The organism is Streptomyces sp. NPDC051664, from assembly GCF_044453545.1.
In the GTDB taxonomy this organism is placed as follows: Bacteria; Actinomycetota; Actinomycetes; order Streptomycetales; family Streptomycetaceae; genus Streptomyces.
This window is the reverse complement of sequence record NZ_JBITCU010000006.1, coordinates 340,657-367,365: the sequence shown is the minus strand read 5'-3', so window position 1 is coordinate 367,365 and position 26,709 is coordinate 340,657. Positions and strand designations below refer to the sequence as shown.

The window sequence follows — 26,709 nt, the reverse complement described above, 5'->3', positions numbered from 1 at the left end:
ACGGCTGGGACAACCGCGCTGCGTTATCGAACGTTAATAGACGGACGGCTCCGATTCCAAGCCGTTCCCACTGATCGTTAACGGCTTTGGCCTGGACTTTACGGGACACAATCGGGCGGAAACGGGCGAGTTGATCGCCACTCGACCACCACCCGTTTTCTGACGTTGCATCAAATGTTATGCGGAGCGAGGCCTTTCGGTTACGCACGGTGGCATCGCCCTGCGAAGCCGCTTCACCGACTCAGCCCTTCCTCACTCGCATCCCGGCCCACGATCTTCACAGTCCTGCGCCGCTTCGGCTGCCCCTGCGCGGGACGTGCGACCGCGAGCAGCGCCATGTCGTCGGTGGACCTGCCGCCGGTGTGCAGCCGTACGTCGTCGGCCAGCGCGGACAGCAGCTCCTCGGGCCCGGGAAAGATCCGCCCGCGCAACCTGGCCGCGGGATCGTAGAAGACCCCCTGGACGTCGCGCGCCTCGGAGAGTCCGTCCGTGTACGCGAGCAGCGTCATCCCGGCGGCCAGCTCCCACACGTCGGCCCGGTCCGTCCACACCCCCAGGTCCATGCCGAGCGGCAGCGCAGGCACCGTCGGCGACAACACGTCCAGTGAGCCGTCGGGGTGGAGCAGCAGCGGCTCGGGGTGGCCGCGGTTGACGATCCGCACCTCGGCCGCACCGGGCGGGATCTCGGCGAGCACGGCGGTGACGAAGCCTTCGACCGGATCGATCCCGCCCTGCCTCGCCCCCTCCCGCGCCAGCGCCCGCTCCAGCCTCCGCGCCACACCCTCCAGCGAATCCTCCTGCTCGGCGGCCTCCCGGAACGCGCCGATGACCACCGCCACCGTCCCGACCGCTTCAAGCCCTTTGCCCCGCACGTCCCCGACCACGAGCCGTACGCCGTACGAGCTCTCCGCCACGGCGAACAGGTCGCCACCGACGAATTCATCCGCCTGGGCCGCCTCGTACCGCGCGGCGACATGGAGCCCCCCGATCCGCTCGGACGGCGTCGGCAGCACGGCCCGCATGGCGGTCTCCGCGATGACCCGCGCCGAAGCCAGCTGCTCGTTGCTGCGGCGTACGACCTGGTTGATGACGACGGCGAGGGCCGAGACCGTGATCACGGTGGAGAGCTCGATGGACGGCACGATGTGCAGCAGAGTGCCGCTGGACAACCTCAGTGCGAGGATCGAGAAAATCGCGGCGACGCCGGTAAGGACGGTGCTGGGCAGCGAGAAGAACGGTGCGGCGATCAACGGAGCGGCCACGAACATCGGCACGGCGGTGAAGGGCGGTGGGCTGAGGTAGTCGAACACGAGCCCACCGACGATCATCAGAAACGGCAGCGCACGGACGAACCACCAGGCCCCGCCGCGCACCACGGCACGCCCTCTGGCACGCCTCCTGGCCCGCCCCCCGCGCAGCTCCTTCGCCATCCCCACCTGTGGTCTCCTGCCCGGCGCGCCCTGTGCTGTCCTGGGCAGTGCGCCCTGTGGTCTCCTGCCCCGTGCACGCACGGGCTTTCCCTGCCCGGCACACGCACGGCTGTCCCGACCTGCACGCGCACGGCTGCGGACATGCGCCCGCTTCCCAGGCTTGCCGGAGCGGCGTCGCGCGGCGACTCCTCATCGGCCAAAGGGGGGACGGAAAACACGAGTCAGGCCCGGCACGCTCAATGCATGCCGGGCCTGACTCTTCAGTAGCGGGGACAGGATTTGAACCTGCGACCTCTGGGTTATGAGCCCAGCGAGCTACCGAGCTGCTCCACCCCGCGTCGGTAAACACAACTCTACGCCATCAGGAACGGACTGCTGACCACCGATGAAATGGCCGCCCGATCGAACGGCCCCGACGCCTTTCCCGCACCCTTCCCGTCCCGGCCCCGCCCTGGTCAGTTCGAATCGGTGATGCGCGGCGCCCGCTTCGCGTCGACCGCCGGTTTCCCCGCGCTCGCGCTGCGCTGGAGCGAGTGGAGAATGGCCAGCCCCTGGCCCACCACACCCGCCGCCATCTCATTGACCCCGTTGGTGCCGTTGAGCACGGTGAGGTTGGCCCCCTCCATCCCGCGGGCGGCCGCGTCGGCCAGCGCCGGCAGGTTCTCCACGATGCGGTTGGCCGCGATCAGTTCCTGGTTGCCGTCCCGGAGCGAGGCGGCGCGGGCGGTGTTGGCGTCGGCCTGCGCCTGGGCCAGGGTCCGTTCGGTGTACGCGTTGCCGTCGGCCTGGAACTTCGCCTGGTCACGGGCGGCCTCGGCGAGCGTGCGCTGCCGGTACGCCTCGGCGTCCGCCGGACGCCTGACTTCCGCCTCCAACCGCTGTGCGGCCAGCCCGGCCTGCCGCTCGGCCAGAGCCGTCTGCTCCTCGATGACCTCCTGCGACGCCCTGGCCTGGGCCAGCGGTCCGGCCTGGGCGGCGCGGGCGTTGTACTGCTCGGTCTCGGCGAGGAAGCCGGCCCGCTTGATCGCGGTGTCCCGTTCGTACTCGGCCTTGAGCGCCGCGGCCTGCTGCTCGCGCTCGGCCGCTTCCTGGTCGGCCCTGGCCTGGGCGATCCGGGCCTGGCTGGCGACGGCGGCCGCGTGCGGGGCGGCGAGGTTGTTGATGTAGCCGGTGGCGTCGTCGATCTCCTGGATCTGGAGGGCGTCCACGACGATGCCGAGTTTCTCCATCTCGCCGTGGCTGCCCGCGATGACCTCCTGGGAGACCCGGTTCCGTTCCCGGATGATCTGTTCGACGGTCAGCCCGCCGATGATGGAACGCAGGTGACCGGCGAAGATCCGGCCGGCGAGCTCCTCCATCTGGTCCTGCTCGGACAGGAAGCGGCGTGCGGCGTTGGCGATGGAGACGGCGTCGTCACCGACCTTGAAGACGGCGACTGCGCGGACGTTGAGACGGATGCCCTGCTGGGTGACGCAGTCCTCGGTGATCTCCGCCTCGCGCAGCGCCAGGGAGAGCATGCGCGCCTTCTGCTTCACGGGTACGACGAAACTGCCGTGGCCGGTGACGATCCGGAACTGGGTGTCCTGCGTCTGCCGCTTCGATCCGGAGATGAGCATCGCCTCGTTGGGGGCGGGAACGTGCCAGAACAACATGAGCGAACTCCTGCCGTTAGGTCATTTTCATCGCGGCGTCGGTTCTCGGCGTCGGTCCCTGGCGTCGGGTCTCGCGCTCCGTTTCTGCGTTCAGGCCGGCAGCCGTTCGACCATCACGCTGCGCGCCGAGACCGAGTCGACGACAACCACACGTTCGTCCCGGTCGATCGACGTCGTCGACCATGCGGTGTAGGCCTCCGACCCACCCCGTACGGCCACCAGCACCTCGCCCGGGCCGCCCTGCGGGATCGGCACGGTCACGCGCCCGATCGCCCCGACCGGGCTCAGGGCCGACTCATCTGCGGCTCTCATACGCCCTCGCCCACGCCTCCCTCGTGATTCCAAGGTACTCCGCACCACCCCCGGAGGAACGGCCTCGAACCACGACGAGCATACGTCTATATGTGGTGATATGACTGGTTCACAATTCAGACATTCGACGCTGTGCCACAGCGAGGACCAGGGAGCCGAACATGGACGACTACCCCCTGCTCAATCTGTTCTGGACCATGCTCTGGTTCTTCCTCTGGATCATGTGGCTGTTCCTCCTCTTCAAGGTCATCGCGGACATCTTCCGCAGCGACGACCTGGGGGGCTGGGCCAAGGCGGGCTGGCTGATCCTGGCCCTGGTGCTCCCGTATCTCGGCGTCCTGGTCTATGTGATCGCGCGCGGCAAATCCATGGGGAAGCGCGACCTCAAGGAGGCCCAGGAGAGAGAAACCGCCTTCAAGGCGTACGTGCGCGAGGCCGCAGGCACCGGTGACACGGGGGGCGGCGCACCGAAGAGCCGCGGCAGCGTCGAGGACCTGGCGAAACTCGCGGACCTCAAGGACCGGGGCGCCATCACGGAGGAGGAGTTCCGGCAGGCGAAGACGAAGCTCCTCATCTGAGCCGCGCCGCCCCTCCGGCCTCCGGGGCGTACTCCTCATCCCACCCGTCCCGCAGTGGACCGGGATCCGCTGGATGCGGTTGTTGCCGAAGCCGCCGCGGTTCCACGGCTGGGTGAGGGGCCGGCCCCGGCAGGGAACGACCGCAGGGCCGCCACGTCCAGCGCCAGCGGTCTGCGGACCCGGCCGGGCACGGTGAGCTGCTGGCGCGCGACGGAGGCGTCGGGGACGTACGGGATGTCGTAGTGGACCAGTACGTAGTGCAGTCCGAGCGGGGTGAGGTCGTGACGCAGCGCCTCCAGCGGCAGTCCATGGTTGCGCGCCGCGAGCGCGAGTTCCTCCCGGCTGATGCCCTCGCCGGGCCCGGCGAGGCGCCCCGGTGGGCTGATGCCGCCGGTAAAGGCCCCTGGCCATGGCTTCATGGTGCGCCCACCGGCGTCCGGCACCCATCGCTCCCCGGCACCGCATGTCGCTCTTTGCGCGGCCCCGGGCGATTGCACGGCTCCCTGCCCGGCGGGAGCGTGGAGGAATCGGCGGTCCGCGCGCCCGGCAAGGAGACGACTATGGACGGCACCACTCTCGAAGCGATGCGAACCGCGCTGCGCGGCCCGGTCATCGGCCCGCAGGACCCGGAGTACCGCGAGGCCCGCACGATCTACAACGCCATGATCGACCGGCGTCCGGCTGCCGTGGTGCGGTGCGCGGACGCGGCGGACGTCATGGCCGCGGTCGGCTTCATCCGCGACGAAGGTCTCGAACTCGCCGTCCGGGGCGGCGGGCACAGCGGTGGCGGACTGTGCCTGGTGGACGACGGCGTCACCCTCGACCTGTCGCCCATGCGCTGGGCGCACATCGATCCGAGCACCCGTACCGCCCGCGTCGGCGGCGGCAGCAGGCTCGCCGACCTCGACCACGCCGCCCACGGCTTCGGGCTGGCCACCCCGGCCGGGATTCAGTCCACCACGGGCATCGGCGGCCTCACCCTCGGCGGCGGCCACGGCTATCTCACCCGCAGCTACGGCCTGACGGTGGACAACCTGCTCGCAGCGGACGTCGTACTGGCCGACGGCAGCTTCGTCACTGCGAACGAGAGCGAGAACGCCGATCTGTTCTGGGCGCTGCGGGGCGGCGGCGGGAACTTCGGAGTCGTCACCTCGTTCACCTTCCGGTTGCACCCGGTGGACACCGTGGGTGTGGCGATCACCGTATGGCCGGTCGACCGGACCCGCGAAGTCCTCGAGTGGTACCGGGACTTCCTGCCGCAGGCGCCCGAGGAGCTGAACGGCTTCTTCGCGGCGCTCAGCGTGCCACCCGGCCCGCCGTTCCCGGAGGAGCTGCACAGCCAGAAGATGTGCGGAGTCGTCTGGTGCTGGACCGGCGACCCCGATCTCCTCGAAGAGACCCTCAGGGCCGTGAACGAACCGGGCCCGCCGGCCTTCCACTTCACGGCACCGATGCCGTACCCCGCACTGCAGGGCATGTTCGACGAACTGCTCCCGGCCGGTCTGCAGTGGTACTGGCGCGGCAACCTCTTCGACCGGATCACGGACGGCGCCATCGACGTACACACCAAGTACGCCGAGAACCTCCCGACCGATCTGTCGACCATGCATCTGTACCCGGTCGACGGAGCCGCCCACCGACTCGGCCCCGACGACACGGCCTGGGCCTACCGGGACGCGGTCTGGTCCGGTGTCATCGCGGGCATCGACCCGGACCCGGACAGCGCCGAAAAGCTCAGGCAGTGGTGCGTGGACTACTGGGAGGAGCTGCATCCGCACTCGATGGGCGGCACGTACGTGAACTTCATCGGCGCGGGTGAGACGCCGGACCGGGTGAAGGCCACCTACCGCGGTCACTACGACAGACTCGCGAAGATCAAGCAGACGTACGACCCGGACAACTTCTTCCACGCCAACCAGAACATCACGCCGGCCGAGCAGCGCTGACCGCTTCTGGTACCTCGGTCGTGTGATGCCGTCCGGCGAGCGCGACGGTCCCGGCGGTCCTATGGTCAAAATATGGGTGTCTTCGTCAAGTTGGTCGAGAATCGCCCCCCTAAGGAATACGCGGAGCGGGGGGTGGCGGACATCTCGTACGTGGACATCGCGGAGGGCGACTCCGAGATGGTCTACGAGTACGACCTGCTCCCCAGCGGCGCCTTGAGGATCCTGCAGGTGGCGAGGGGGGAAGCCCCGCTCGTCCATGCGGTCTACGCGCCGGGCCTGTGGTTCCGCGTCGAGGGGCAGTGGCACGGCGGCACGGAATAGGCGATGTGCGCGGCGATGTGCGGGACCCCTACGGTTACGAGCTGCCCCGACGGGTCGAACGGCATGCCGGAACCTTCCGTTCGACCCACCTGGAAGGAACACCGCTCGTGTCCTCGTGACCGGCGGTTCGTTACCTCCACCGTGATCGTCCCTACCGTCGCCCGGCGCCTGGCTGCCGCCTCGCTGACAGCAGCCGCCCTGGCCGCACCCCTGCTCATGTCCCCGACCGCGCACGCCGACTCCCGGGAAACCGTTCTCTTCCTGACCGTCTCCGGCAGCGAGAACACCTGGATCCGCGGCATCGCCCTCCAGTGTCCGGCCACCTCCCTGGGCCACCACCCGAGGGCGGCGGAGGCGTGCGCCGCGCTGGACGAGGCCGGGGGCGACTTCGACAGGCTGCCCGGCAACCCGCACCTGTGCCCGTTGATCCACGACCCTGTCACGGTCACCGCGAAGGGGATGTACAACGGCGACGCGGTGGACTGGCAGCGCACCTACCCGAACGCCTGCGGCATGGAGGCGGCTGCAGGACCCGTCTTCGCATTCTGATCCAGACTTCTGGCCTCGAACGCCCCTGCCCGGCCCACGCGCCGGGCAGGGGCGTTCCGCTGTCCTGCGGCCCGGTGAGAAGCACCGTCCGGCCGAGGGCGTACCGGCGTACGTATGGCGATGCTCACCCGGCCGGAACGATCTCGCCGGTCGGCGCGAACAGTAGAGTTTCGGCTGCGTCAGCCCCCGAACACCGAGGTACCGGCCGTGATCCCCGCAGAGCCCGCAATACCCCCGCCACCTGCGCCGACCGTGGTGGGGATCGGCGCCGACGGGTGGGCGGGGCTGCCGGAGAGCTCGCGTGCGGTGCTGCTCGACGCGCAGGCGGTGATCGGCGGTGCTCGGCAGCTGGATCTGCTGCCGCCGGTCTGTACGGGGCGCCGTGTGCCCTGGCCTTCTCCGCTACGGCCCGCCGTGGCCGGACTCCTTGCCGCGCATCGGGGCCTTCGGGTCGCCGTGCTGGCCAGTGGCGACCCCATGTTCTACGGCATCGGGCGCGCGCTCTGCGAGGAGTTGGGGGCCGGGAACCTCCGCGTCCTGCCGCATCCGTCGTCCGTCTCCTATGCCTGCGCCCGGCTCGGCTGGCCGCTGGAGGACACCGAGGTCGTCACGCTGGTGGGCAGACCCACCGCCCGGCTGGCCGCCGCCCTGCACGAGGGCCGGCGGCTGCTGGTGCTGAGCGCGGGTGCCGGAACCCCCGGCGAAGTGGCCGTGCTGCTGCGCGAACGCGGCTTCGGGCCCAGCCCGATGCGAGTGCTGGAACAGCTCGGCAGCGAGGCCGAGGACTGTGTCACGGGGACGGCCGACGGGTGGGCGCATCCGGCGGGCGATCCGCTGAACGTCATTGCGGTCGAGTGCCGGCGGGCCCCGGACGCACTTCGGCTCGGCGCCGTACCCGGGCTGCCGGACGACGCGTACGAGCACGACGGACAGCTCACCAAGCGTCATGTCCGCGCCGCCACCCTCGGGGCACTGGCCCCGGCGCCCTGCGAGCTGCTGTGGGACATCGGCGGCGGTTCCGGATCGATCGCCGTCGAGTGGATGCGTACGCACCCGTCCTGTCGGGCCGTCACCGTCGAGCGCGACCCGGTACGGGCCGGGCGCATCGCCCGCAACGCGGACCGGCTCGGCGTCCCCGCGCTCCGTGTGGTCACCGGCCGGGCCCCGGAGGCGCTCGCCGGACTACCGGTGCCGGACGCCGTGTTCATCGGCGGTGGGCTGACCGTGCCGGGGCTGCTGGACGCCTGCTGGGACGCACTGCCGCCCGGCGGACGGCTGGTCGCCAACACCGTCACGCTGGAGTCCGAGGCGCTGCTCGCCGAGCGGTACCGGCGCCACGGCGGCGAGCTGGTGCGGCTCGCGGTGGCGCACGCCGTGCCGGTCGGTGGCTTCACCGGCTGGCGGCAGGCCATGCCGGTCACCCAGTGGTCCGTGTGCAAGCCCGTCGGCACCTCCCCGATACCGTCCTCACCGTCCTCATCAGGAGAGAACAGATGACCGTGTACTTCATCGGCGCCGGGCCCGGCGCCGCCGACCTGATCACGGTGCGCGGTGCCCGGACGCTCGCCGCCTGCCAGGTCTGTCTGTACGCGGGCAGCCTGGTCCCCCGCGAACTGCTCGCCGAATGCCCGACGGACGCCCTGCTCGTCGACACCGCGCAGCTCGACCTCGACGAGATCACCGACGAGTTGGTACGCGCCCACGAGGACGGACACGACGTGGCCCGGCTGCACTCCGGCGACCCGTCCGTCTTCAGCGCGGTCGCCGAGCAGATGCGGCGTCTCGACGCGGCAGGGGTGCCGTACGAAGTGGTGCCCGGCGTCCCGGCGTTCGCGGCGGCCGCTGCGGCGCTGAAGCGGGAGCTGACCGTGCCGACCGTCGGCCAGACCGTCATCCTCACCCGGATCGCCCACCGCGCCACAGCCATGCCGGACGGCGAGGACCTGGCGACGCTCGGGCGCAGCGGTGCGCTGATCGTGCTGCACCTGGCCGCCCGGTACGTGGACCGGGTGGTCGAGGAGTTGCTGCCGCACTACGGGGCCGACTGCCCAGCCGCCGTGGTGGCCATGGCGTCCCGCCCGGACGAGCTGATCCTGCGCGGTTCGCTGAGCGACATCGCCGAGCAGGTGAAGGCCGCCGGAGTGATCCGTACCGCCGTCATCATGGTCGGCCGCACGCTGGGCGCCGAGCAGTTCCGCGACAGCCACCTGTACTCGGCGGAGCGCGACCGGCACGTCTGCTGACCTCAAGGGGGCGCCGCCCCCGGACCCCGGCCTCACTCGCCGGACGGGCTTGAACACTGAGCCCGTCCCGCGCTCGAGGACCCCCGGGAAGGGGCGGGGTGGGGGAAACCCACCGGTCAGTGGACTCCGCTGCGGCCGACGACCGCGCCCGCCCGGTCGATACAGATGACGTCCACGGCCACCGGCGCCCCACGCAGCACCGACAGCGCCTGGTCGCGCGCGGCCACCGCGACCAGGTCACCCAGCGGGACCCCGGCCGCCGCGCACAGCTGGAGGGCGGCCAGGCCCGTGTTGGCGTCCGCCACTTCGGCAGCCAGGGACGCGTCCGCGCCGCCCTGCCGGGCGAGTTCGGCGAGGAACCCCTTGTCGACCTGGGAGCGGGCCGAATGCAGATCCAGATGGCCCGCAGCGAGCTTCGACAGCTTCGCGAACCCGCCGCAGACCGTCAGCCGGTCCACCGGATGCCTGCGTACGTACTTGAGCACCGCTCCCGCGAAGTCCCCCATGTCGAGCAGGGCGATCTCCGGCAGGCCGTACTCGGCGACGACGGTCTTCTCCGAGGTCGACCCGGTACACCCCGCCACATGCGTGTGCCCCGCCGCGCGGGCCACGTCCACGCCACGGCGGATCGAGTCGATCCACGCCGAGCAGGAGTACGGGACGACGACCCCGGTCGTGCCGAGGATCGACAGACCGCCCAGGATGCCCAGGCGCGGGTTCCACGTGGAACGGGCGATCTCCTCACCGTGATCGACGGACACGGTGATCTCGACGTCGCCTGTGGCCCCGTGGTCCGCAGCAACGCGCGCGATGTGGTCGCGCATCATCTGCCGCGGCGTCGGGTTGATCGCGGGCTCGCCGACGTCGAGCGGCAGACCGGGGCGGGTCACCGTGCCCACCCCCGGACCGGCCCGGAACACCACACCCGAACCGGGCGGCAGGCGGCGCACGGTGGCCCGCACCAGCGCGCCGTGCGTCACGTCCGGGTCGTCCCCCGCATCCTTGACCACGCCGGCCGTCGCCCGCTCCCCGTCGAGCTCCTCCACCGCCAGCGCGAACGCGGGGGTCTGGCCCTTCGGCAGGGTGATGGACACCGGGTCGGGGAAGTCGCCGGTCAGCAGGGCCGTGTACGCCGCGGTCGTGGCCGCGGTCGCACAGGCACCGGTCGTCCAGCCGGGCCGCAGACCGGTGTGTTTGAGTTGGGCGCTGCGCCCGCCCTTCGCCTCACTCATGTCTGGACCGATCCCATGCACGTACTCGTCCTCGGTGGCACGACGGAGGCCCGCCGCCTCGCCGAGAGCCTGGCGGGGGCGCTCCCGGCCGGGGCCCGGGTCACCAGTTCGCTCGCCGGCCGGGTGGCCAGTCCGAAGCTGCCGCCCGGCGAGGTGCGGGTCGGCGGGTTCGGCGGAGCCGACGGGCTCGCCGAGTGGCTGCGTACGCACCGGGTCGACGCGCTCATCGATGCCACCCATCCTTTCGCCGGGACGATCAGTTTCCATGCGGCGTCGGCCGCCGCCGCCGCCCATGTTCCCCTGCTCGCGCTTCGCCGGCCCGGCTGGGTGCCCGTCGACGGCGACCGCTGGCATCCGGTCGGATCGCTCGACGAGGCGGCGGCCGCCCTGCCCGCGCTGGGCCGCCGCGTCTTCCTGACCACGGGCCGGATGGGACTCGCCGCCTTCGCCGGCCTCGACTCCCTGTGGTTCCTGATGCGGTCCGTGGACGCCCCCGACGGACCGCGCCCGGCGCGGATGGAGGTCCTGCTGGACCGGGGGCCCTTCACCCTCGACGGCGAGCGCGAGCTGATCCGCCGTCACCGCATCGATGTCCTCGTCACGAAGGACAGCGGGGGCGACGCCACCGCACCGAAACTGGCCGCCGCCCGGGAGGCCGGCATCCCGGTGGTGGTGGTCCGCCGGCCGCCGGTCCCGGAGGGCGTGCCCATGGTCGGTACGCCGGAACTCGCCGTGGACTGGCTGACCGGCCTGCGCGGCTGAGAGCCTGTCGGGTGACCTTCGATCGGATAGCGGACGCGGTCCGGTGCGTGCGATTCCAAGGCGGCGGAATGTCCTCGTAGCGGAGCTACCAGGACATTCCGGCAACGCGGGAAGCGTGCGTGCCAGGGCGTGGCCGCCCGATCAGAGGTCACCCGACAGGCTCTGAGGCCGGACCTCAGACCTCCGGATACCGCCGCGGCGTCCACACGATCTGCCGGCCGTCCCCCCGCCGCACCGACCGCGTCTGCGAGGAACCGACCAGCAGGATCGTCCGCATGTCCACCTCGGCCGGGTCCAGCTCGGCCAGGGTGACGATCCGTACGCTCTCCGCGGGCCCGCCCACATCCCGGCCCACCACCACCGGAGTGTCCGGCGAACGGAGCTCCAGCAGCAGGTCACGGGCCTTGCCGACCTGCTCGGTACGGGTCCGCGAACCCGGGTTGTACAGCGCCAGCACCAGATCCGCCGCCGCGGCCGCACGCAGCCGGGCGGCGATCACCTCCCACGGCTTGAGCCGGTCGGAGAGCGAGATGGTGGCGTAGTCGTGGCCGAGCGGCGCGCCCGCACGGGCGGCAGCGGCGTTGGCCGCGGTCACGCCGGGCAGCACCCGCACGGGCACCTTCGCGTACGCGTCCTGCGAGGCCACCTCCAGCACGGCGGTCGCCATCGCGAAGATCCCCGGGTCGCCGCCCGACACCACGGCCACGCGGCGGCCGCGGCGGGCCAGGTCGAGGGCGAACTCGGCGCGCTCCGACTCCACCTTGTTGTCGGATCCGTGGCGGGCCTGTCCGGGGCGGACCGGGACGCGGTCCAGATACGTGGTGTAGCCGACGAGGTCGTCGGCGGCGGCCAGCGCCCCACGGGTCTCCGGGGTCAGCCACAGCGGTCCGGCGGGACCGGTACCCACGACCACGACCTCACCGGTGCCGGCCGCGTCCGCACTCGCTGCCGGACGGGGTGCGTCGATCCGGCTGGGCAGCACGGCGACGGCGAAGTACGGCACGGAGTCCGGGTCGGTGTCCGCCAGATCGCCGGTACGCTCCCCGGCCATCGTGGCGCGCTCCACGTAGTGCGCCTCGTCCAGCCGCCCCGACGCCTCGAAGGCGCGGCGCACCGCGGGGAACGTACGCCCCAGCTTCATCACCACGGCGGCGTCGGTGGCGGCCAGCCTGGCCGTCAGCTCCTCCTCCGGCAGGGTGCCGGGCAGGATCGTCAGCACCTCCTCGCCCTCGGCGAGCGGGGTGCCGAGCCGGGCGGCGGCCGCGCTGACCGAAGTGACGCCGGGGATCACCTCGGTGGGATAGCGGTCGGCGAGCCGCTTGTGCATGTGCATGTACGAGCCGTAGAACATCGGGTCACCCTCGGCGAGCACCGCCACCGTCCGTCCGGCGTCCAGGTGCACCGCCAGCCGGGCAGCGGCCTCGCCGTAGAACTCCTCCATCGCACCCCGGTAGCCCCCCGGGTGGTCGGTGGTCTCCGTCGTGACCGGGTAGACCAGCTTCTCCTCCATATGGTCCGCGCGGATGTGCTCGGCGGCGATGGAGCGTGCGATCGACCGCCCGTGACGGGCGCTGTGATAGGCGATGACATCGGCCTCGGTGATGATCTGCACCGCGCGTACGGTCATCAGTGCCGGATCGCCGGGCCCGAGTCCCACCCCGTACAGCCGGCCCGTGTTCTGTTCGCTCACTCTTACTCTTCCTCGCTGGCGATCGCGTTGAGCGCGGCTGCGGCTATGGCGCTGCCGCCGCGACGGCCCCGTACGACCAGGTGTTCCAGACCGGACGGATGGTCAGCCAAAGCGTCCTTGGACTCGGCGGCTCCGACGAAGCCGACGGGCACACCGATGACTGCGGCCGGGCGGGGAGCACCCTCCTCGATCATCTCGAGCAGCCGGAACAGCGCGGTCGGCGCGTTGCCGACGGCCACCACCGCCCCTTCCATGCGGTCCCGCCACAGCTCCATCGCGGCGGCGCTGCGGGTCGTGCCCAGCTTCGCGGCGAGATCGGGGACCGTGGGGTCCGACAGGGTGCAGATGACCTCGTTGTCGGCGGGCAGCCGCTTGCGGGTGACACCACTGGCGACCATGGCCACGTCGCACAGGATCGGCGCCCCGGACCGCAGCGCCCGGCGGGCGCCGGCCACCACGCCCGGGGTGAAGTCGATGTCGCGTACGAGGTCGACCATGCCGCAGGCGTGGATCATGCGAACCGCGACCTGGCTGACGTCGGCGGGCAGGCCCGCGAGATCCGCCTCGGCGCGGATGGTGGCGAAGGACTGGCGGTAGATCGCCGGTCCGTCCTTCTCGTACTGGAACACGGTGGTTTCGCTCTCTCCGGTCGGTGGTGGTCGGGCTGACGAGGTGTGGGGCCCTGGGGCCGGTGGTTCAGCTACAGGTGCCGCGGGCGGCCGTCACCGCGGCGGCCAGGTCGGACGGGCTGCCGTGGACCGTAGCCGGGGCGCCCCGCACGTCTCCGCGCACCCGGGACACCTGGTGCCCGCCAGGGACGGCGACGACGTCGACCCAGCTGCCCTTGGGGTGGCCGCACCGGCGTTCGCAGCCGGACCAGTACACGGGGAGTCGCGCAATGCCCGGCTCCCCCGCCGTCACCGTGGCCTCCGCGTCCCCCCGTACATCGGCCAGGGACTTCGCACAGCCCGGCCGGCCGATGCAGGCCCCGACGCCGGTCCACGCGGAATCGGGCCCGGCCACCAGCCCGGCCGCGCCCCACTCGGCCAGCCGCGCCGCCGCCCGGCCGCGCGCCACACCTGTCACGACGACGCTGCGCCAGGGGGTCAGCCGCACCTCACCGCCCGCGCGGGTCAGGCTCTCCCACTGCGCACCGGTGAGGCGTCCGAAAGGCACACCCACGCAGAGTGCGGCCGGGCCGGAGGTGCCGACGAGTCCGTACTCGGGCTCCTGCGCCGCCGTCGGCGGTGGTAGGTGCTCCACGTGGCGGGCCGCGTCAACCCCGGCCGCACGCGACGCCGTTCCCACCGCCTCCAGCAAATCGTCGGAAGGGAGCGGTAGTTCGCTCACCCGCCAGGCGCCCGTCTCCCGCGCCAGCTCCACGAACGTCTCGGCGGCAATGAGCGCGGCCCGGGGCGCATCCGCCCCGGAGACCCTCAGAACCGCACCGGCGGTCCCGGTCCGCAGCAGCGCACTGCCGTCGCTCCGCCCCAGCAACGTCACATCCGCACCCAGGGCATCCACGTCACCACGGCCGTCGTCGAGTGCGAACAGAAAGCGGCCGGACAACCCGGCCGCTTTGTCACTTCCGCACAACAGTCCGTCCAGCTCGGTCAGCCACGGCCGGACGTCCGACCGGCCCCGGCCGTCGAGCCCGGAGAGCGGGGAGGCCACCACGTTACGTATCCGCTCATGGCGCCGGGAGGGCAGCAGCCCTGCTCCGCCGAGGAGTTCGGCGAGCCGTCCGCCGCACTCCTGGCCGAGCCCGCGCAACTGGACATTGCCCCGCGAAGTGAGATGCAGCTCACCGTCGCCCAACTCCCGTGCGGCCTCCAGGAGCACGTCCGCCTGCCGGATGCTCAGCACACCACCGGGGATCCGTACCCGCGCCAGCGCACCGTCGTCCGCCCGGTGCAGCCGCAGCGACCCCGGGCAGGCATCGCCACGGTCCCGGGACGGGGGCTCCCCCGGGGCCGACGGCGGAGTGGGCGAAGTGGACATGGCGGCGAGCATACCGACCATCATCCTGAGCTGTATGAATCCCATCCGATGTATGACCCTTACTATGCCTAGCAGCGGGCCACCCGGCCCGGCATCGCCAGAGACGGCGACATGGGAGGAAGCCCGGTGCGAATCCGGCGCGGTCCCGCCACTGTGAGTCCGGCCGCAACGGCCGGGCGAGTCAGGAACTCCCTTCCCCAAGCTCTCGACGCCGTTCGAGCAGGGGAGACCCCATTCCGACACCGCCCGGGGCGTGGACACCCCGAGGAAGGCCCGACGCCGCATGATCCTGCTCCTGTCGACGTCCGACACCGACCTGCTCAGCGCCCGCGCCGCGGACGGTCCGGTGACCTACCGCTACGCCAATCCCTCGCGCCTGCCGCTCGACGACCTCCCGGCTCTCCTCGACGGCACCGACCTCGTCGTCGTACGCCTTCTCGGCGGTGTCCGTGCCTGGCAGGAGGGGCTCGACCAAGTCCTCGCCACCGGCAGGCCGGTTGTCGTCCTCACCGGTGAACAGGCACCCGACGCCCAGCTGATGGCCGCCTCCACCGTGCCGATCGGGATCGCCGCCGAGGCCCACGCCTACCTGGCGCACGGCGGCCCTGCCAACCTGGACCAGCTGGCCCGGTTCCTCTCCGACACGGTCCTGCTGACCGGCCACGGCTTCGAACCCCCGGCGCCCGCCCCCTCCTGGGGCCCCCTGGAGCGCACCGCGCGCGCCACCGACGGCCCGACCATCGCGGTGCTCTACTACCGCGCCCACCACATGAGCGGGAACACCGCGTTCGTCGACACGCTCTGCCGGGCGGTCGAGGACGCGGGCGCCCGCGCCCTCCCCCTGTACGTCGCTTCCCTGCGTACCCCGGAACCCGAACTCATCGACGAACTGCGCGCCGCCGACGCCATCGTCACCACCGTCCTCGCCGCGGGCGGCACCCGGCCCGCCGAGGCGTCCGCCGGCGGCGACGACGAGTCCTGGGACGCAGGCGCGCTCACCGGGCTCGACGTACCGATCCTGCAGGCGCTCTGCCTGACCGGCTCGCGCAGCGACTGGGAGGACAACGACGAGGGCGTCTCCCCGCTCGACGCGGCCAGCCAGATCGCGGTCCCCGAGTTCGACGGCCGGCTGATCACCGTCCCGTTCTCCTTCAAGGAGATCGACGAGGACGGCCTGCCGGCATACGTCGCCGACACCGAGCGCGCCGCCCGGGTCGCCGGAATCGCCGTACGCCACGCACGCCTGCGCCACATCCCGGCCGCGGACAAGCGCCTGGCGCTCGTCCTCTCCGCGTACCCGACGAAGCACTCCCGCATCGGCAACGCGGTCGGCCTCGACACCCCGGCCAGCGCCGTCGCCCTGCTGCGCCGGCTGCGCGCCGAGGGCTACGACTTCGGCCCCGAAGCCGACCTCCCCGGACTGGTCTCCGGCGACGGCGACGAGCTGATCTACGCCCTGATCGAGGCCGGCGGCCACGACCAGGAGTGGCTGACCGAGGAGCAGTTGGCCCGCAACCCGGTCCGGATCCCGGCCGCCGACTACCGGCGCTGGTACGCCACACTGCCGGAAGGACTCCGCGACGCCGTCGAGCAGCACTGGGGCCCGCCCCCCGGCGAGATGTTCGTGGACCGCTCCCGCAACCCCGAGGGCGACATCGTGCTCGCCGCCCTGCGCCGCGGGAACCTCCTGATCCTCATCCAGCCGCCGCGCGGCTTCGGCGAGAACCCCATCGCGATCTACCACGACCCCGATCTGCCGCCCTCGCACCACTACTTGGCCGCATACCGCTGGATCGCGGCGGACCGGGACGACGGCGGCTTCGGCGCCGACGCGATGATCCACCTCGGCAAACACGGCAACCTGGAGTGGCTGCCCGGCAAGAACGCGGGCCTGTCCGCCGCCTGCGGCCCGGACGCGGCACTGGGCGATCTCCCGCTCGTCTACCCGTTCCTGGTGAACGACCCGGGCGAGGGTACGCAGGCCAAGCGCCGCGTCCACGCCACCCTGATCGACCACCTCGTACCGCCGATGGCCCGCGCGGACAGCTACGGCGACATCGCGCGCCTGGAGCAGCTCCTCGACGAGCATGCCCAGATCGCCGCGATGGACCCGGCGAAGCTGCCCGCGATCCGCGCCCAGATCTGGACCCTGATCCAGGCCGCCAAGCTCGACCACGACCTGGGGCTCGACGACCGCCCGGAGGACGAGGGCTTCGACGAATTCATCATGCATCTGGACGGCTGGCTCTGCGAGATCAAGGACGCCCAGATCCGCGACGGGCTGCACGTCCTGGGCGGCGCCCCGGCCGGTCCGGACCGGGTCAACCTGGTCCTGGCGATCCTGCGCGCCCGCCAGATCTGGGGCGGCACGGCGTCGCTGCCGGGCCTGCGCGAGGCACTGGGCCTCGACGAGTCCGCCGCCACCCGCACCACGGCGGACGAGGCCGAGGAGCAGGCACGCGCCCTGGTCCAGGCGATGGAGGACGCGGACTGGAACCCGTCGGCGGTCGCGACCGTGGCGGCGGCCCACCCTCAACCGGTCCGGGACATCCTCGACTTCGCAGCCCGCGAGGTGGTCCCCCGCCTCGCGGCCACCACGGCGGAACTGGATCACACCGTCCACGCCCTGAACGGCGGCTTCGTACCTGCGGGCCCGTCCGGCTCCCCGCTGCGCGGCCTGGTCAACGTCCTGCCGACCGGCCGCAACTTCTACTCCGTGGACCCGAAGGCGGTCCCGTCCCAGCTCGCCTGGGAGACCGGCCAGGCCCTGGCCGACTCGCTCCTGGAGCGCTACCGCACCGACAACGGCGAATGGCCGACCTCGGTCGGCCTCTCCCTGTGGGGCACCAGCGCGATGCGTACGTCGGGCGACGACGTCGCCGAGGCACTGGCGCTGCTCGGCATCCGCCCGGTCTGGGACGACGCCTCACGCCGCGTCACCGGCCTGGAACCGATCGACCTCGCCGACCTGGGCCGCCCGCGCATCGACGTGACCCTGCGCATCTCCGGCTTCTTCCGAGACGCGTTCCCGCACACCATCGGGCTGCTCGACGACGCGGTACGCCTCGCCGCATCCCTCGACGAACCTGCCGACCACAACCACATCCGCGCCCACGCCCAGGCCGACCTCGCCGAACACGGCGACGAACGCCGCGCCACCACCCGTATCTTCGGCTCCCGTCCCGGTACGTACGGAGCGGGCCTCCTGCAGCTCATCGACAGCCGCGACTGGCGCACCGACGCCGACCTCGCCGAGGTCTACACGGTCTGGGGCGGCTACGCCTACGGTCGCGAACTCGACGGCCGGCCGGCCCGCGACGAGATGGAGACGGCCTACAAGCGGATCGCCGTGGCCGCCAAGAACACGGACACCCGCGAGCACGACATCGCGGACTCGGACGACTACTTCCAGTACCACGGCGGCATGGTGGCCACCGTCCGCGCCCTGCGCGGCACGGCCCCCGAGGCGTACATCGGCGACTCCACCCGCCCGGAGACGGTCCGCACCCGCACCCTGGTCGAGGAGACGTCCCGGGTCTTCCGCGCACGCGTGGTCAACCCCAAGTGGATCGAGGCGATGCGCCGCCACGGCTACAAGGGCGCCTTCGAACTGGCCGCGACGGTCGACTACCTCTTCGGCTACGACGCGACGACGGGCGTGGTCGCCGACTGGATGTACGACAAGCTCACCGAGACGTACGTCCTGGACCCGACCAACCGCGAGTTCCTCCAGCAGGCCAACCCCTGGGCCCTCCACGGCATCGCGGAACGCCTCCTGGAGGCCGAGTCCCGCGGCATGTGGTCCAAGCCCGACCCGACGGTCCTGGAGGCGCTGCGCCAGGTGTTCCTGGAGACGGAGGGGGACCTGGAGGGCGAGGACTGACCCCACGGGCGTAGTGGGACTTCCCGGATCCGGCCTCAGCGGCGGGACATGTACAGGTCGAGTGCCTTGTGCAGGAACCTGTTGAGAGGGAAGTCCCATTCGCCGAGGTACTCCACGGCCTCACCACCGGTGCCGACCTTGAAGCGGAGCAGGCCCAGCAGATGGTTGTCCTCGTCCAGGGTGTCGGTGATGCCACGCAGGTCGTAGACGCTCGCACCGAGTTCGTGGGCGTCGGACATCATCTGCCACTGGATGGCGTTGTTGGGCTGGACCTCGCGCTTGCGGTCGGTGGAGGCGCCGTACGAGTACCAGACGTGCTCGCCCACGGTCAGCATCGTCGCCGCCGCGAGGACCTCGCCCTCGTGATGGGCGAGGTAGAGCCGCATCCGGTCCGGGTCCTCGGCCGTGAGTGCGGTCCACATCCGCTGGAAGTAGGCCGGCGGGCGGGCGATGAACCGGTCCCGCCGGGCGGTCTCGACGTAGAGCCGGTGGAAGGCGGGCAGGTCCTCGTAGCCGCCCCGGACGACTTTGACGCCGGCCTTCTCGGCCTTCTTGATGTTGCGGCGCCACTGCTGGTTGAGGCCTCGCTGGACCTCTTCCAGCGACCTGCCCGTGAACGGGACCTGGAACACGTACCGCGGCTGACCGGCGGCGAAGCCGTCCTCGCCGCCGGGCTCGGTCTGCCGCCAGCCCATCGCGCGCAACCGGTCGGCGATGTCGAAGGCCCGTGGCTCGCGGGCGGTGGCCTCGGCGTCCCCCAGCCGTCCGGCCCGCGGGTCGGCGATCGCGGCCTTGACGGCCTCCGCGCTCCAGCGGCGGGCGACGACGGGCGGGCCCATCTTCACCGAGAACACACCCTGCGCCTTCAGGTGGTCGAGCATCGGCTGCAGCCACCGGTCCAGATCCGGCGCGGACCAGTCGATGAGCGGCCCTTCGGGCAGATAGGCGAGGTATCGCCTGAGCTTCGGCAGCGGCCTGAGCAGGACCAGGCCCACGCCGACGAGCCGATCGCTCTCGTCGAGCCAGCCCAGGCTCCGCGCCCGCCAGTCCGGCTTCACATCCCCCCACGAGGGAAGCTGCATGTGGCTCGCGGAGGACCGGTCCCTGACGAAGGCCAGGTGCTCCTCGCGGGTGATCGCCTTCAGGCGCAGACTCATGCGCAGTGCTCCTTCGTCCGGGCGCATCAGCCTACTGAGATCCACCTCACATCACCGGCAACCGGCTCGCCGCCGCGGAGAAGAGGCAGCAGGACGCAGGTGTGATCACTCGGCCGGGTGGACCCGGCCGGGTGACCGCCCGTCGCGCGTCAAGCGTCCGAGGTACTCGGGATCATGCGCAGGTGATCTTCGTGAACCGCCGCTCCGTGCGCCGCGCGCGTGGCCCCCTGGCCCCGATCGGTCTCGGCGCGCTCGCCGTCCTGTCCCTCCTGCCGGGCACGCTGCCCGCGGCCGCTCAGCCGGTGGCCGCCGCTCAGTCGCGTTCCGCCGCGCCCCTGCCGCCGCCCACCCGCGGGGAGTACCTGGCCTCCGCGCGGCTCACCGCCATCCGGAACGATCCGGCCGCGCTGCGTGCCTTCTTCAGGGCACTGCCGAAGGGAGGGGACCTGCACAACCACCTGTCGGGCGCCGTCTCGACCGAGTACCTGATCTCGCTCGCCGCGGACGACGGTCTGTGCATCGACGAGCAGACACTGACTGCGGTGCTGCCGCCGTGCGGTGCGGACCGACGGCCGGCGTCCGACGCCCTGACCGACGCCGCTTTCCGCCGCGCGGTGCTGCGGGCGTGGTCCATGCAGGACTTCCCGCCGGGCCGGTCGGGGCACGACCACTTCTTCGACACGTTCGGGAAGTTCGGCGAGGTCACCTGGCGCCACCGGGGCAAGCTGCTCGCCGACGTGGCCGACACCGTCGCGAGGCAGAACCAGTTCTATCTGGAGTCGATGGTGACCCCGGCCTCCGACGGCGCGCGGATCCTGGCCGACAAGGTCGGCTGGGACGCGGACCTGGCGAAGCTGCACGGCAAACTGCTGGCCGGCGGCAAGCTGGACGCGCTGGTCGCCGAGGCGAGCCGGGAGACGGACGAGTCCGACGCGGAGTTCCGCACGGCGGCACGGTGCGGTACGCCGCGCGCGGAGGCCGGCTGCCGGGTTCCGGTGCGGTGGATCTCCCAGGTGTCGCGCAGCAGTTCACCTGAGCGGGTCTTCACCCAGCTGGCCCTGGGACTGCGCCTCGCCGAGCGGGACAAGCGGTTCGTCGCCGTGAATCTGGTGCAGCCGGAGGACTGGGACAGCTCCCTGCGGAACTACAGCCTCCAGATGCGGATGCTCGACTACCTGCACCGCGTGTATCCCAAGGCGCACATCACCCTGCACGCGGGCGAGTTGTGGCCTGGCCTGGTCAAGCCCGAGGACCTGGCCTTCCACATCGGTGAGGCCGTGAACATCGCCCATGCCGAGCGCATCGGCCACGGTGTCGATCTGGTCCACGAGGACAACTGGCAACAGCTCGCCCGCACCATGGCCGACCGGCAGATCGCGGTCGAGGTGCCGTTCACCAGCAACGCGCAGATCCTCGGGGTCAAGGGCGCCGACCATCCGTTCACCACCTACCGCGCCTACGGCGTGCCCGTCGTGCTGGCCACCGATGACCCCGGTGTCTCCCGGACCGACATCAGCCACGAGTACCGGTACGCCGCCAGGACGTACGACCTCGGCTACCGCGAGTTGAAGGACCTCGCGCGAGCCTCCCTGGAATACGCCTTCCTGCCGGGTGCCGGCCTCTGGCGGGGCAACCCGACCCGCGACAGCTACCGTCTCACCGGCCCCTGCCGCCACAGCAGCCCCGGCGCTGACAACCCCCGGCAGCAGTGCCGACGACTCCTGAACACCAGCACCAAGGCTCGGATCCAGTGGCGCCAGGAGGCCGCGTTCGTGGCCTTCGAGCGGCGTTTCGCCACCACCAGGGCAGACTGACGGACCCGGACCCGACACCACGGGCGCCTGCCGACGACGGAGCGCCCCGCCCGGTCGGAACCGGGCGGGGCGCTCCCTTGCAGGTCAGAGGTCGAAACCTCGCCCCGCAACACGTAGGCCGTGTGGGACTCGAACCCACAACCAACGGATTAAAAGTCCGCTGCTCTGCCAATTGAGCTAACGGCCCTTGGTGAATCACCCCTGAGCATAGCCCGCCGCGGCCCGGCCGCCGATCGGGTATCGGCCGCCGGGCCCGTCGAGCCGTCACCGGAGGTCGTCAGTCCGCCGAGATGTCCGAGCTCGTGCGTTTGTGATCCGGTTCGAGGAACCAGTGCCGCGCCGACGCGAACCACCACGTCGCCGCGAATCCCAGAACCACCAGGACCGCGATCGGGGCGTAGTTGAACGTCTCCCAGGTGACCGGGGACAGCTGCGGCAGCATGAAGAGGACTGTGATGACGACCACCCACACCACCGCGACGATCCCGATGGGCCGGGACCAGCGGCCGAGATGCCAGGGACCCGGGGTGAAGTCGTCGCCGCGCATGAGGCGGAGCAGGGTGGGGATGACGTACGCGATGTAGAGGCCGATCACCGCGATCGAGGTCACCGCGGCGTACGCGGTGACGTTGATCAGGTACGGGAGACCGAGGACCAGTGCGCCGGCCGCGGCCAGCCAGACCGCGGCGACGGGGGTGCGGGTGCGGGGGCTGACCGTGTGCCAGACGCGGGAGAACGGGAGTGCGCCGTCCCGGGAGAACGCGTAGATCATGCGGCTGTTGGCGGTCACGGACGCCATCCCGCAGAACAGCTGCGCACCGATGACGACCAGCAGCAGGAGCTTGCCGGTGGTGGCGCCGAGGGCGTCCAGGAGGATCTGGGCGGGCGGCGCGCCGGTCGGGGAGTTCAGGGCTCCGTCGTACGACTGGATGGCGAAGGTGAAGCCGAGGAGGAGGACGAAGCCGGCGATCCAGGAGGTCCAGATCGACTGGACGATGCCTCGCGGGCCCGCCGTCGCCGCGTCGTGGGTCTCCTCCGTCATGTGGGCGGACGCGTCGTAGCCGGTGAAGGTGTACTGGGCCATCAGGAGCCCGATCATCACGACGTAGTAGCCGCTGCCCCAGCCGGTGTTGTTCACGAACTCGGTGAAGACGAACGACGCCGACTGGTGGGAGTCCGGTACGAAGGTCAGCGCGCCGACGATGACGGCGACCCCGAGCACGTGCCACCACACGCTCACACTGTTCAGGATCGCGACGATGCGGACGCCGAACGTGTTCAGGAGTCCGTGCAGCAGCAGGATCGCGGCGAACAGCACGATCGTACGGCCGGGCGTCACCTCGAAGTCGAACTGGAGATTCAGATACGCCCCGAGGAAGGAAGCCGCCCCGAAGTCGATCCCCGCGGTGACGGCGACCTGGCCGAGGACATTGAACCAGCCCGTGAACCAGGCCCAGGCCGCCGCCGAGCGCGGCGGGGCCAGCCGGTGCGCCCAGAAGTAGAGGCCTGCGGAGGTCGGGTACGCCGAACAGATCTCCGCCATCGCCAGCCCGACGAACAATGTCATCAGGCCGACGCCGACCCAGCCCCAGGTGATGACGGCGGGACCGCCGGTGTTCATGCCGAACAGATACAGCGTCAGGCAGCCGGAGAGCACCGAGATGATCGTGAACGAGACGGCGTAGTTGGAGAAGGCGGACATACGCCGGGCGAGCGTCTGCGTGTACCCGAGCTGCGCCAGACGCTCCTCGTCGGAAACGCCCGGTGGCGGCTTGTCCTCGCTGATGTCTGTTGTCATGACCCCAGCGATGCCCTCGCCCCGGCGTACGCATGCCGCCGTCGTGGTTACGACTGGGAAAACATGGCATACGACGCAAGGGCGCGGCCCGGAGGCCGCGCCCTTGCCCTCACCCGAATCCGGGTCAGAAGATTCCCTTGTAGCCCTGCCACCCGGTGGCGATCTTCGTACGCGCGCCGAACGCTCCCTTGCCGTCGCCGTTGTTGCGGTAGAGATTGCCGGAGCCGTCCCGCTCGACGAGGTCGGCCTTGCCGTCACCGGTGATGTCTCCCACCCCGACGACGACGTTGTACGAGGCTCCCCAGTCCTTGAAGACCAGCACCCGCTCCTTGAACTGGCCCGACGCCGTGCCGTTGTAGCGCCACAGTTCGTTCGACTTGTCCTTGGCCAGCAGGTCGCCGTACCCGTCGCCGTTCAGATCGCCCACCCCCATGACCTTGGTGTAGGTCCAGTGGGAACGGATCTTCTTCCCGGCCGCCATCGTCCCGTCGCTCTTCGTCGCGAAGAGGTAGAGGTCGCCGGTCGATGTCTTCCAGCCGAGCAGATCCGCACGGCCGTCCCCGGTCAGGTCACCGGCGGTGGTGAGGGTCTTGTACGCCTGGAAGCCGGTACCGAGCTTCGTGTAGGAGGTGGTGGGCGTCACGGCCTTCCCGCACGCGGGCTTGTAGCCCCGCAGCGATCCGTCCGTCATGCGCACCAGCACGTCGTTGCAGCGATCACCGTTGAGGTCCCCGAACGGCACCGCGACCGCCGACGTCGACCAGCCACTGCCCGAGGTCGTCCCGGAGAGCTTCCCCGTCCCGTCGCCGCGCTGGAAGATGAACTGGCCCTTGGAGTTCAGGGTCAGTACGTCTCCGATGCCGTCACCGGTGTGGTCCCGCGGCACCGCGATGCCTCCCGTCACCTGTACCGTGCCCGACTTCGTCAGCGCCGCTCCGGCACCGTCCGCGGGCTTCGCCGTCAGCGTCCAGGTGTAGGCGCCGTTCGGCAGCAGTCCACCGCCGCTGGCGTGCCCGTCCCACGAGGTGGCGACGGAGTAGGCGGCGTTTCCGCCGGCGCGGGTGGTCACCACCTTTCCGGTGGCCTTGTTCCGGACCGTGACCATCCACAACGCCGCCGGCTCGGACAGCCACCATTCGCCGCGCCAGGCGACGGGCGTACTGTCCGTGTCGGCCGTTGCCGTCACCACGCTGTACGGCGAGGTGAGGGAAGCGGCGGGCAGGCCGGCGCGCAGGACACGGATCCCGGTGTTCGACTGCACGGCGATGTCACCGGTCCGGGGGTCCAGCGCGGGGTTCACGCCACCGAGCGGCTGCCCGACGGCCGTGCCGCTGTGCACGTCGTAGCGGGTGGCCTGGGCACCGTTGGTCACGACGACCCCGTTGCCGAGTTGCGCCGTACCAATGTCTTTGAGGGGTGTGTTCGCGCGGGTGCGCAGGTTGTAGGCACCGGCGGCCTGGTACGGAGCGGCTGCGATGTTGCACTTCCAGTACAGCCACTCGCCAACGGCCTGGAGGTCGGTCGGCGAGGTGCATCCGGACCCCACGGTCGCGGTCGTCAGCTTCGCTCCCGTGCGTGCGTCCTTGGCCGTAACGGCCAGCTTTCCCGCGACGGCGGTCCCGGACGACGTCCACAGGGTGTTGCCCCAGAGCGCGCTCACTGCGAACGGCTCCTTGCGCACCACCGCGCCGTTGCTGATGTCGATCACACGCAGCTCGCGCGCGCCGCCGCTCGGCGTGCCGGTGACGAGCACGAGGTTCCCGGACGCCGCGCGGACGACCGTGCCGTAGTAACCGTCTTCGTCCCACGCGCCACTGAAGCCCGTCTTCCACTGGGTCCCGGGAAACGCACCGCCCTTGCCCACCACGGAGAGGGTCCCTTCCTCCTCCGGGGTGACGCTCCGGTAGACGGTCCGGCCGTCCCCGGTGGCGACGAGTTCGGGGCAGAAGGACTCTGTGGTGTTGCCGCAGTTCTGCAACGGCTTCTGAAGGCTGCCCCGGTCGGTCCGGGGACCGTAGCCCGGGGACGCCGCGGTGAGGTCGCGCGCGTACACAGCCGTACGACCGTCGCCGTACTCCACCGTGCTGACCTGTCCGTTGTCCATCAGCAGACGCCGGGTGGTCATCGGCACGGGCGCGATCGGATGAAGCGGCACCGCGTGCGCTTCACCGGTGCCGTCCGCCGTGATGGCGGTGAAGCCGAAGTCCAGAGCGGACGAACCACCCATGATCACCAGGCCCCCGTCCGGCCGGACCGTCAGATGGTCCAGCTCCGCTCGGGCCACGAGTTCACGTTCTGCCGACCCGTCGAAGGGGAGGGCGAAAACGCGCCACTGAGCGGCGAACTGCCGCTTGGCGCCGTATGCGGGGTCGTACCGACCGACGATGAGCGAGTCGCCGACCACACCGACAATCTTCTCGGCGACGAAAGAGGCGGGCAGATCGCGCACGGGACCATCGAACTTCCCCTGCTCGTAGATACGCAGGCCTGTCACCGTACGCACAACGATATGGCGGCCCGTCACCATGGGCGAGCCGTAGTACCCCTGCGGCAGCAGAGTGAACTCCGCCGTGTCGAGATCCACCCAGCCGTACTGCAGGGTAGTGGCGCCGGGTTCCGTGATGGCCCTGAGGAATCCCCGCGCGGTCCCCTTCCCGCCGAGAACGAACGTTGCGCCCTCCGGCAGTCCGGTCACCTTCCGGTCGACCGTGGTGCCGTTCTCGTTGCGCAGCAGATGCGTGTCGGACCATGAACCGGAACCGTCGTTGGCGAAGCCCCCGTGTGCGACCACGGTGTTCCCGAGCGTCGTGTAGTACCGCTCGCCTGCGGGGACGGTGACGGTCGACGACATCCGACTGGCCATGTCCCGCAGAACGACGTCTCCCACGCCGCTGTCGGGCGGCAGCGCCACAATGTCCGAGTCGGCACCGTAATACTCGATCGGGGAGTACGGCCCCTTGCCGTCGCCGCCCTCGACCCTGCGGGTGACCCCGTCGTACGTCGTCCAGTCCAGACCGTAGTCCGGAGTGGTGCTGAGGTGCAGGAAGCCCGTGGCCCCGGCACTCATAACGGCGCCGTAGCCCGGTGTCGTGCGCATCGTCGCCGGGATCGTGATGTCGGTGACCGGGTCGTCGGCGTGCGCCGGCATCGTCCCGAGTCCGGCCGCGAGCACGGTGAGAGCAGCCAGTGTCGCGCGGCTGCGCTTGGCGGTCCGGAAGCGTACAGAAGCATGGTGCGCCAAAAGAGTCCCTCCCCGAAAAGCCTGAAAAGGCATGCCCGGCACAGGGATTCAACGGCTGCGTGCCGTAAAAGGAATGAATCGAGCGGAGCCCCCCGGCCGC

The 26,709-nt window shown here is 71.0% G+C and carries 19 protein-coding genes, 2 tRNA genes, 1 pseudogene and 1 riboswitch; of the genes and pseudogenes, 9 read left to right on the top strand and 13 right to left on the bottom strand.

Features of this window, described 5'->3' with window-relative positions; genetic code table 11:
- Positions 1-233: 233 nt before the first annotated feature.
- The 4 genes from ACIA8E_RS15200 to ACIA8E_RS15185 all read right to left on the bottom strand — a co-directional run bounded on the left by ACIA8E_RS15200 (position 234) and on the right by ACIA8E_RS15185 (position 3,394).
- Positions 234-1,430, bottom strand: coding sequence for a PP2C family protein-serine/threonine phosphatase (locus ACIA8E_RS15200; RefSeq protein WP_399298165.1), 1,197 nt, complete (start codon positions 1,428-1,430; stop codon positions 234-236).
- A 264-nt stretch (positions 1,431-1,694) separates the two neighbouring features.
- A tRNA-Met gene (locus ACIA8E_RS15195) sits at positions 1,695-1,768 on the bottom strand.
- Between the two features lie 117 nt (positions 1,769-1,885).
- Positions 1,886-3,082: an SPFH domain-containing protein gene (locus ACIA8E_RS15190; protein ID WP_399298104.1), complete on the bottom strand. Its 1,197-nt coding sequence runs from the start codon at positions 3,080-3,082 to the stop codon at positions 1,886-1,888.
- A 90-nt stretch (positions 3,083-3,172) separates the two neighbouring features.
- On the bottom strand, positions 3,173-3,394 hold the full coding sequence (locus ACIA8E_RS15185) for a hypothetical protein (protein ID WP_326604632.1): 222 nt from the start codon (positions 3,392-3,394) through the stop codon (positions 3,173-3,175).
- A gap of 161 nt (positions 3,395-3,555) precedes the next feature.
- Between ACIA8E_RS15185 and ACIA8E_RS15180 the strand changes: the two genes are divergently transcribed.
- Positions 3,556-3,972 carry an SHOCT domain-containing protein gene (locus ACIA8E_RS15180; RefSeq protein ID WP_399298101.1) on the top strand — a complete coding sequence of 139 codons (417 nt, stop codon included), beginning with the start codon at positions 3,556-3,558 and terminating at the stop codon, positions 3,970-3,972.
- A gap of 131 nt (positions 3,973-4,103) precedes the next feature.
- Here ACIA8E_RS15180 and ACIA8E_RS15175 read toward each other — a convergent pair.
- Positions 4,104-4,391: pseudogene (locus tag ACIA8E_RS15175) on the bottom strand (sulfite oxidase); the annotation flags it as partial.
- 141 nt (positions 4,392-4,532) lie between these two features.
- On the opposite strand from ACIA8E_RS15175, the gene ACIA8E_RS15170 reads away from it, so the two are divergent.
- The 5 genes from ACIA8E_RS15170 (at position 4,533) to cobM (ending at position 9,031) form a co-directional block, all read left to right on the top strand.
- On the top strand, positions 4,533-5,918 hold the full coding sequence (locus ACIA8E_RS15170) for an FAD-binding oxidoreductase (RefSeq protein ID WP_399298099.1): 1,386 nt from the start codon (positions 4,533-4,535) through the stop codon (positions 5,916-5,918).
- Between the two features lie 72 nt (positions 5,919-5,990).
- The gene (locus ACIA8E_RS15165; RefSeq protein WP_399298097.1) at positions 5,991-6,239 is read left to right on the top strand and encodes a hypothetical protein; all 249 of its coding nucleotides are present in this window, start codon (positions 5,991-5,993) and stop codon (positions 6,237-6,239) included.
- 141 nt (positions 6,240-6,380) lie between these two features.
- A complete protein-coding gene (locus ACIA8E_RS15160) occupies positions 6,381-6,788 on the top strand; it encodes an SSI family serine proteinase inhibitor (protein WP_399298095.1) in 408 nt (135 codons plus the stop codon).
- Between the two features lie 207 nt (positions 6,789-6,995).
- On the top strand, positions 6,996-8,285 hold the full coding sequence (gene cbiE / locus ACIA8E_RS15155) for a precorrin-6y C5,15-methyltransferase (decarboxylating) subunit CbiE (RefSeq protein ID WP_399298093.1): 1,290 nt from the start codon (positions 6,996-6,998) through the stop codon (positions 8,283-8,285).
- Positions 8,282-9,031 (top strand): precorrin-4 C(11)-methyltransferase, encoded by a 750-nt coding sequence (gene cobM / locus ACIA8E_RS15150; RefSeq protein WP_399298091.1) that lies wholly within the window; start codon positions 8,282-8,284, stop codon positions 9,029-9,031. The genes cbiE and cobM overlap by 4 nt, the downstream gene beginning before the upstream one ends.
- 116 nt (positions 9,032-9,147) lie before the next feature.
- Here cobM and ACIA8E_RS15145 read toward each other — a convergent pair whose 3' ends face one another.
- Positions 9,148-10,263 (bottom strand): cobalt-precorrin-5B (C(1))-methyltransferase, encoded by a 1,116-nt coding sequence (locus ACIA8E_RS15145; protein ID WP_399298090.1) that lies wholly within the window; start codon positions 10,261-10,263, stop codon positions 9,148-9,150.
- Between the two features lie 15 nt (positions 10,264-10,278).
- On the opposite strand from ACIA8E_RS15145, the gene ACIA8E_RS15140 reads away from it, so the two are divergent.
- Positions 10,279-11,025, top strand: a complete 747-nt coding sequence (locus ACIA8E_RS15140) for a cobalt-precorrin-6A reductase (RefSeq protein WP_399298089.1) — start codon at positions 10,279-10,281, stop codon at positions 11,023-11,025.
- Between the two features lie 175 nt (positions 11,026-11,200).
- On the opposite strand, the gene ACIA8E_RS15135 is transcribed toward ACIA8E_RS15140, so the two are convergent.
- The 3 genes from ACIA8E_RS15135 to ACIA8E_RS15125 form a co-directional block, all read right to left on the bottom strand.
- Complete coding sequence (locus ACIA8E_RS15135; RefSeq protein ID WP_399298087.1) at positions 11,201-12,715, bottom strand: precorrin-2 C(20)-methyltransferase; 1,515 nt, start codon at positions 12,713-12,715, stop codon at positions 11,201-11,203.
- 2 nt (positions 12,716-12,717) lie between these two features.
- Positions 12,718-13,344, bottom strand: a complete 627-nt coding sequence (locus ACIA8E_RS15130) for a precorrin-8X methylmutase (protein WP_399298085.1) — start codon at positions 13,342-13,344, stop codon at positions 12,718-12,720.
- Positions 13,345-13,411: 67 nt separating this feature from the next.
- Positions 13,412-14,728: a cobalamin biosynthesis protein CobG gene (locus tag ACIA8E_RS15125; RefSeq protein ID WP_399298163.1), complete on the bottom strand. Its 1,317-nt coding sequence runs from the start codon at positions 14,726-14,728 to the stop codon at positions 13,412-13,414.
- Positions 14,729-14,831: 103 nt separating this feature from the next.
- A riboswitch (cobalamin riboswitch) is annotated at positions 14,832-14,907 on the top strand.
- Positions 14,908-14,999: 92 nt separating this feature from the next.
- On the opposite strand from ACIA8E_RS15125, the gene cobN reads away from it, so the two are divergent.
- Positions 15,000-18,599 carry a cobaltochelatase subunit CobN gene (cobN, locus tag ACIA8E_RS15120; RefSeq protein ID WP_399298161.1) on the top strand — a complete coding sequence of 1,200 codons (3,600 nt, stop codon included), beginning with the start codon at positions 15,000-15,002 and terminating at the stop codon, positions 18,597-18,599.
- A gap of 35 nt (positions 18,600-18,634) precedes the next feature.
- On the opposite strand, the gene ACIA8E_RS15115 is transcribed toward cobN, so the two are convergent.
- Positions 18,635-19,756, bottom strand: coding sequence for a lipid II:glycine glycyltransferase FemX (locus ACIA8E_RS15115; protein ID WP_399298083.1), 1,122 nt, complete (start codon positions 19,754-19,756; stop codon positions 18,635-18,637).
- Between the two features lie 185 nt (positions 19,757-19,941).
- Here ACIA8E_RS15115 and ACIA8E_RS15110 point away from each other — a divergent pair, with 185 nt between their 5' ends.
- Entirely contained in the window at positions 19,942-21,570 is a 1,629-nt protein-coding gene (locus ACIA8E_RS15110) for an adenosine deaminase (protein ID WP_399298159.1), read from the top strand.
- Positions 21,571-21,684: 114 nt separating this feature from the next.
- On the opposite strand, the gene ACIA8E_RS15105 is transcribed toward ACIA8E_RS15110, so the two are convergent.
- The 3 genes from ACIA8E_RS15105 to ACIA8E_RS15095 form a co-directional block, all read right to left on the bottom strand.
- Positions 21,685-21,757: transfer RNA gene (locus ACIA8E_RS15105), tRNA-Lys, on the bottom strand.
- Between the two features lie 90 nt (positions 21,758-21,847).
- Positions 21,848-23,368 (bottom strand): amino acid permease, encoded by a 1,521-nt coding sequence (locus ACIA8E_RS15100; protein WP_399298081.1) that lies wholly within the window; start codon positions 23,366-23,368, stop codon positions 21,848-21,850.
- 124 nt (positions 23,369-23,492) lie between these two features.
- The gene (locus tag ACIA8E_RS15095) at positions 23,493-26,609 is read right to left on the bottom strand and encodes an FG-GAP-like repeat-containing protein (protein ID WP_399298080.1); all 3,117 of its coding nucleotides are present in this window, start codon (positions 26,607-26,609) and stop codon (positions 23,493-23,495) included.
- Between the last annotated feature and the right edge of the window lie 100 nt (positions 26,610-26,709).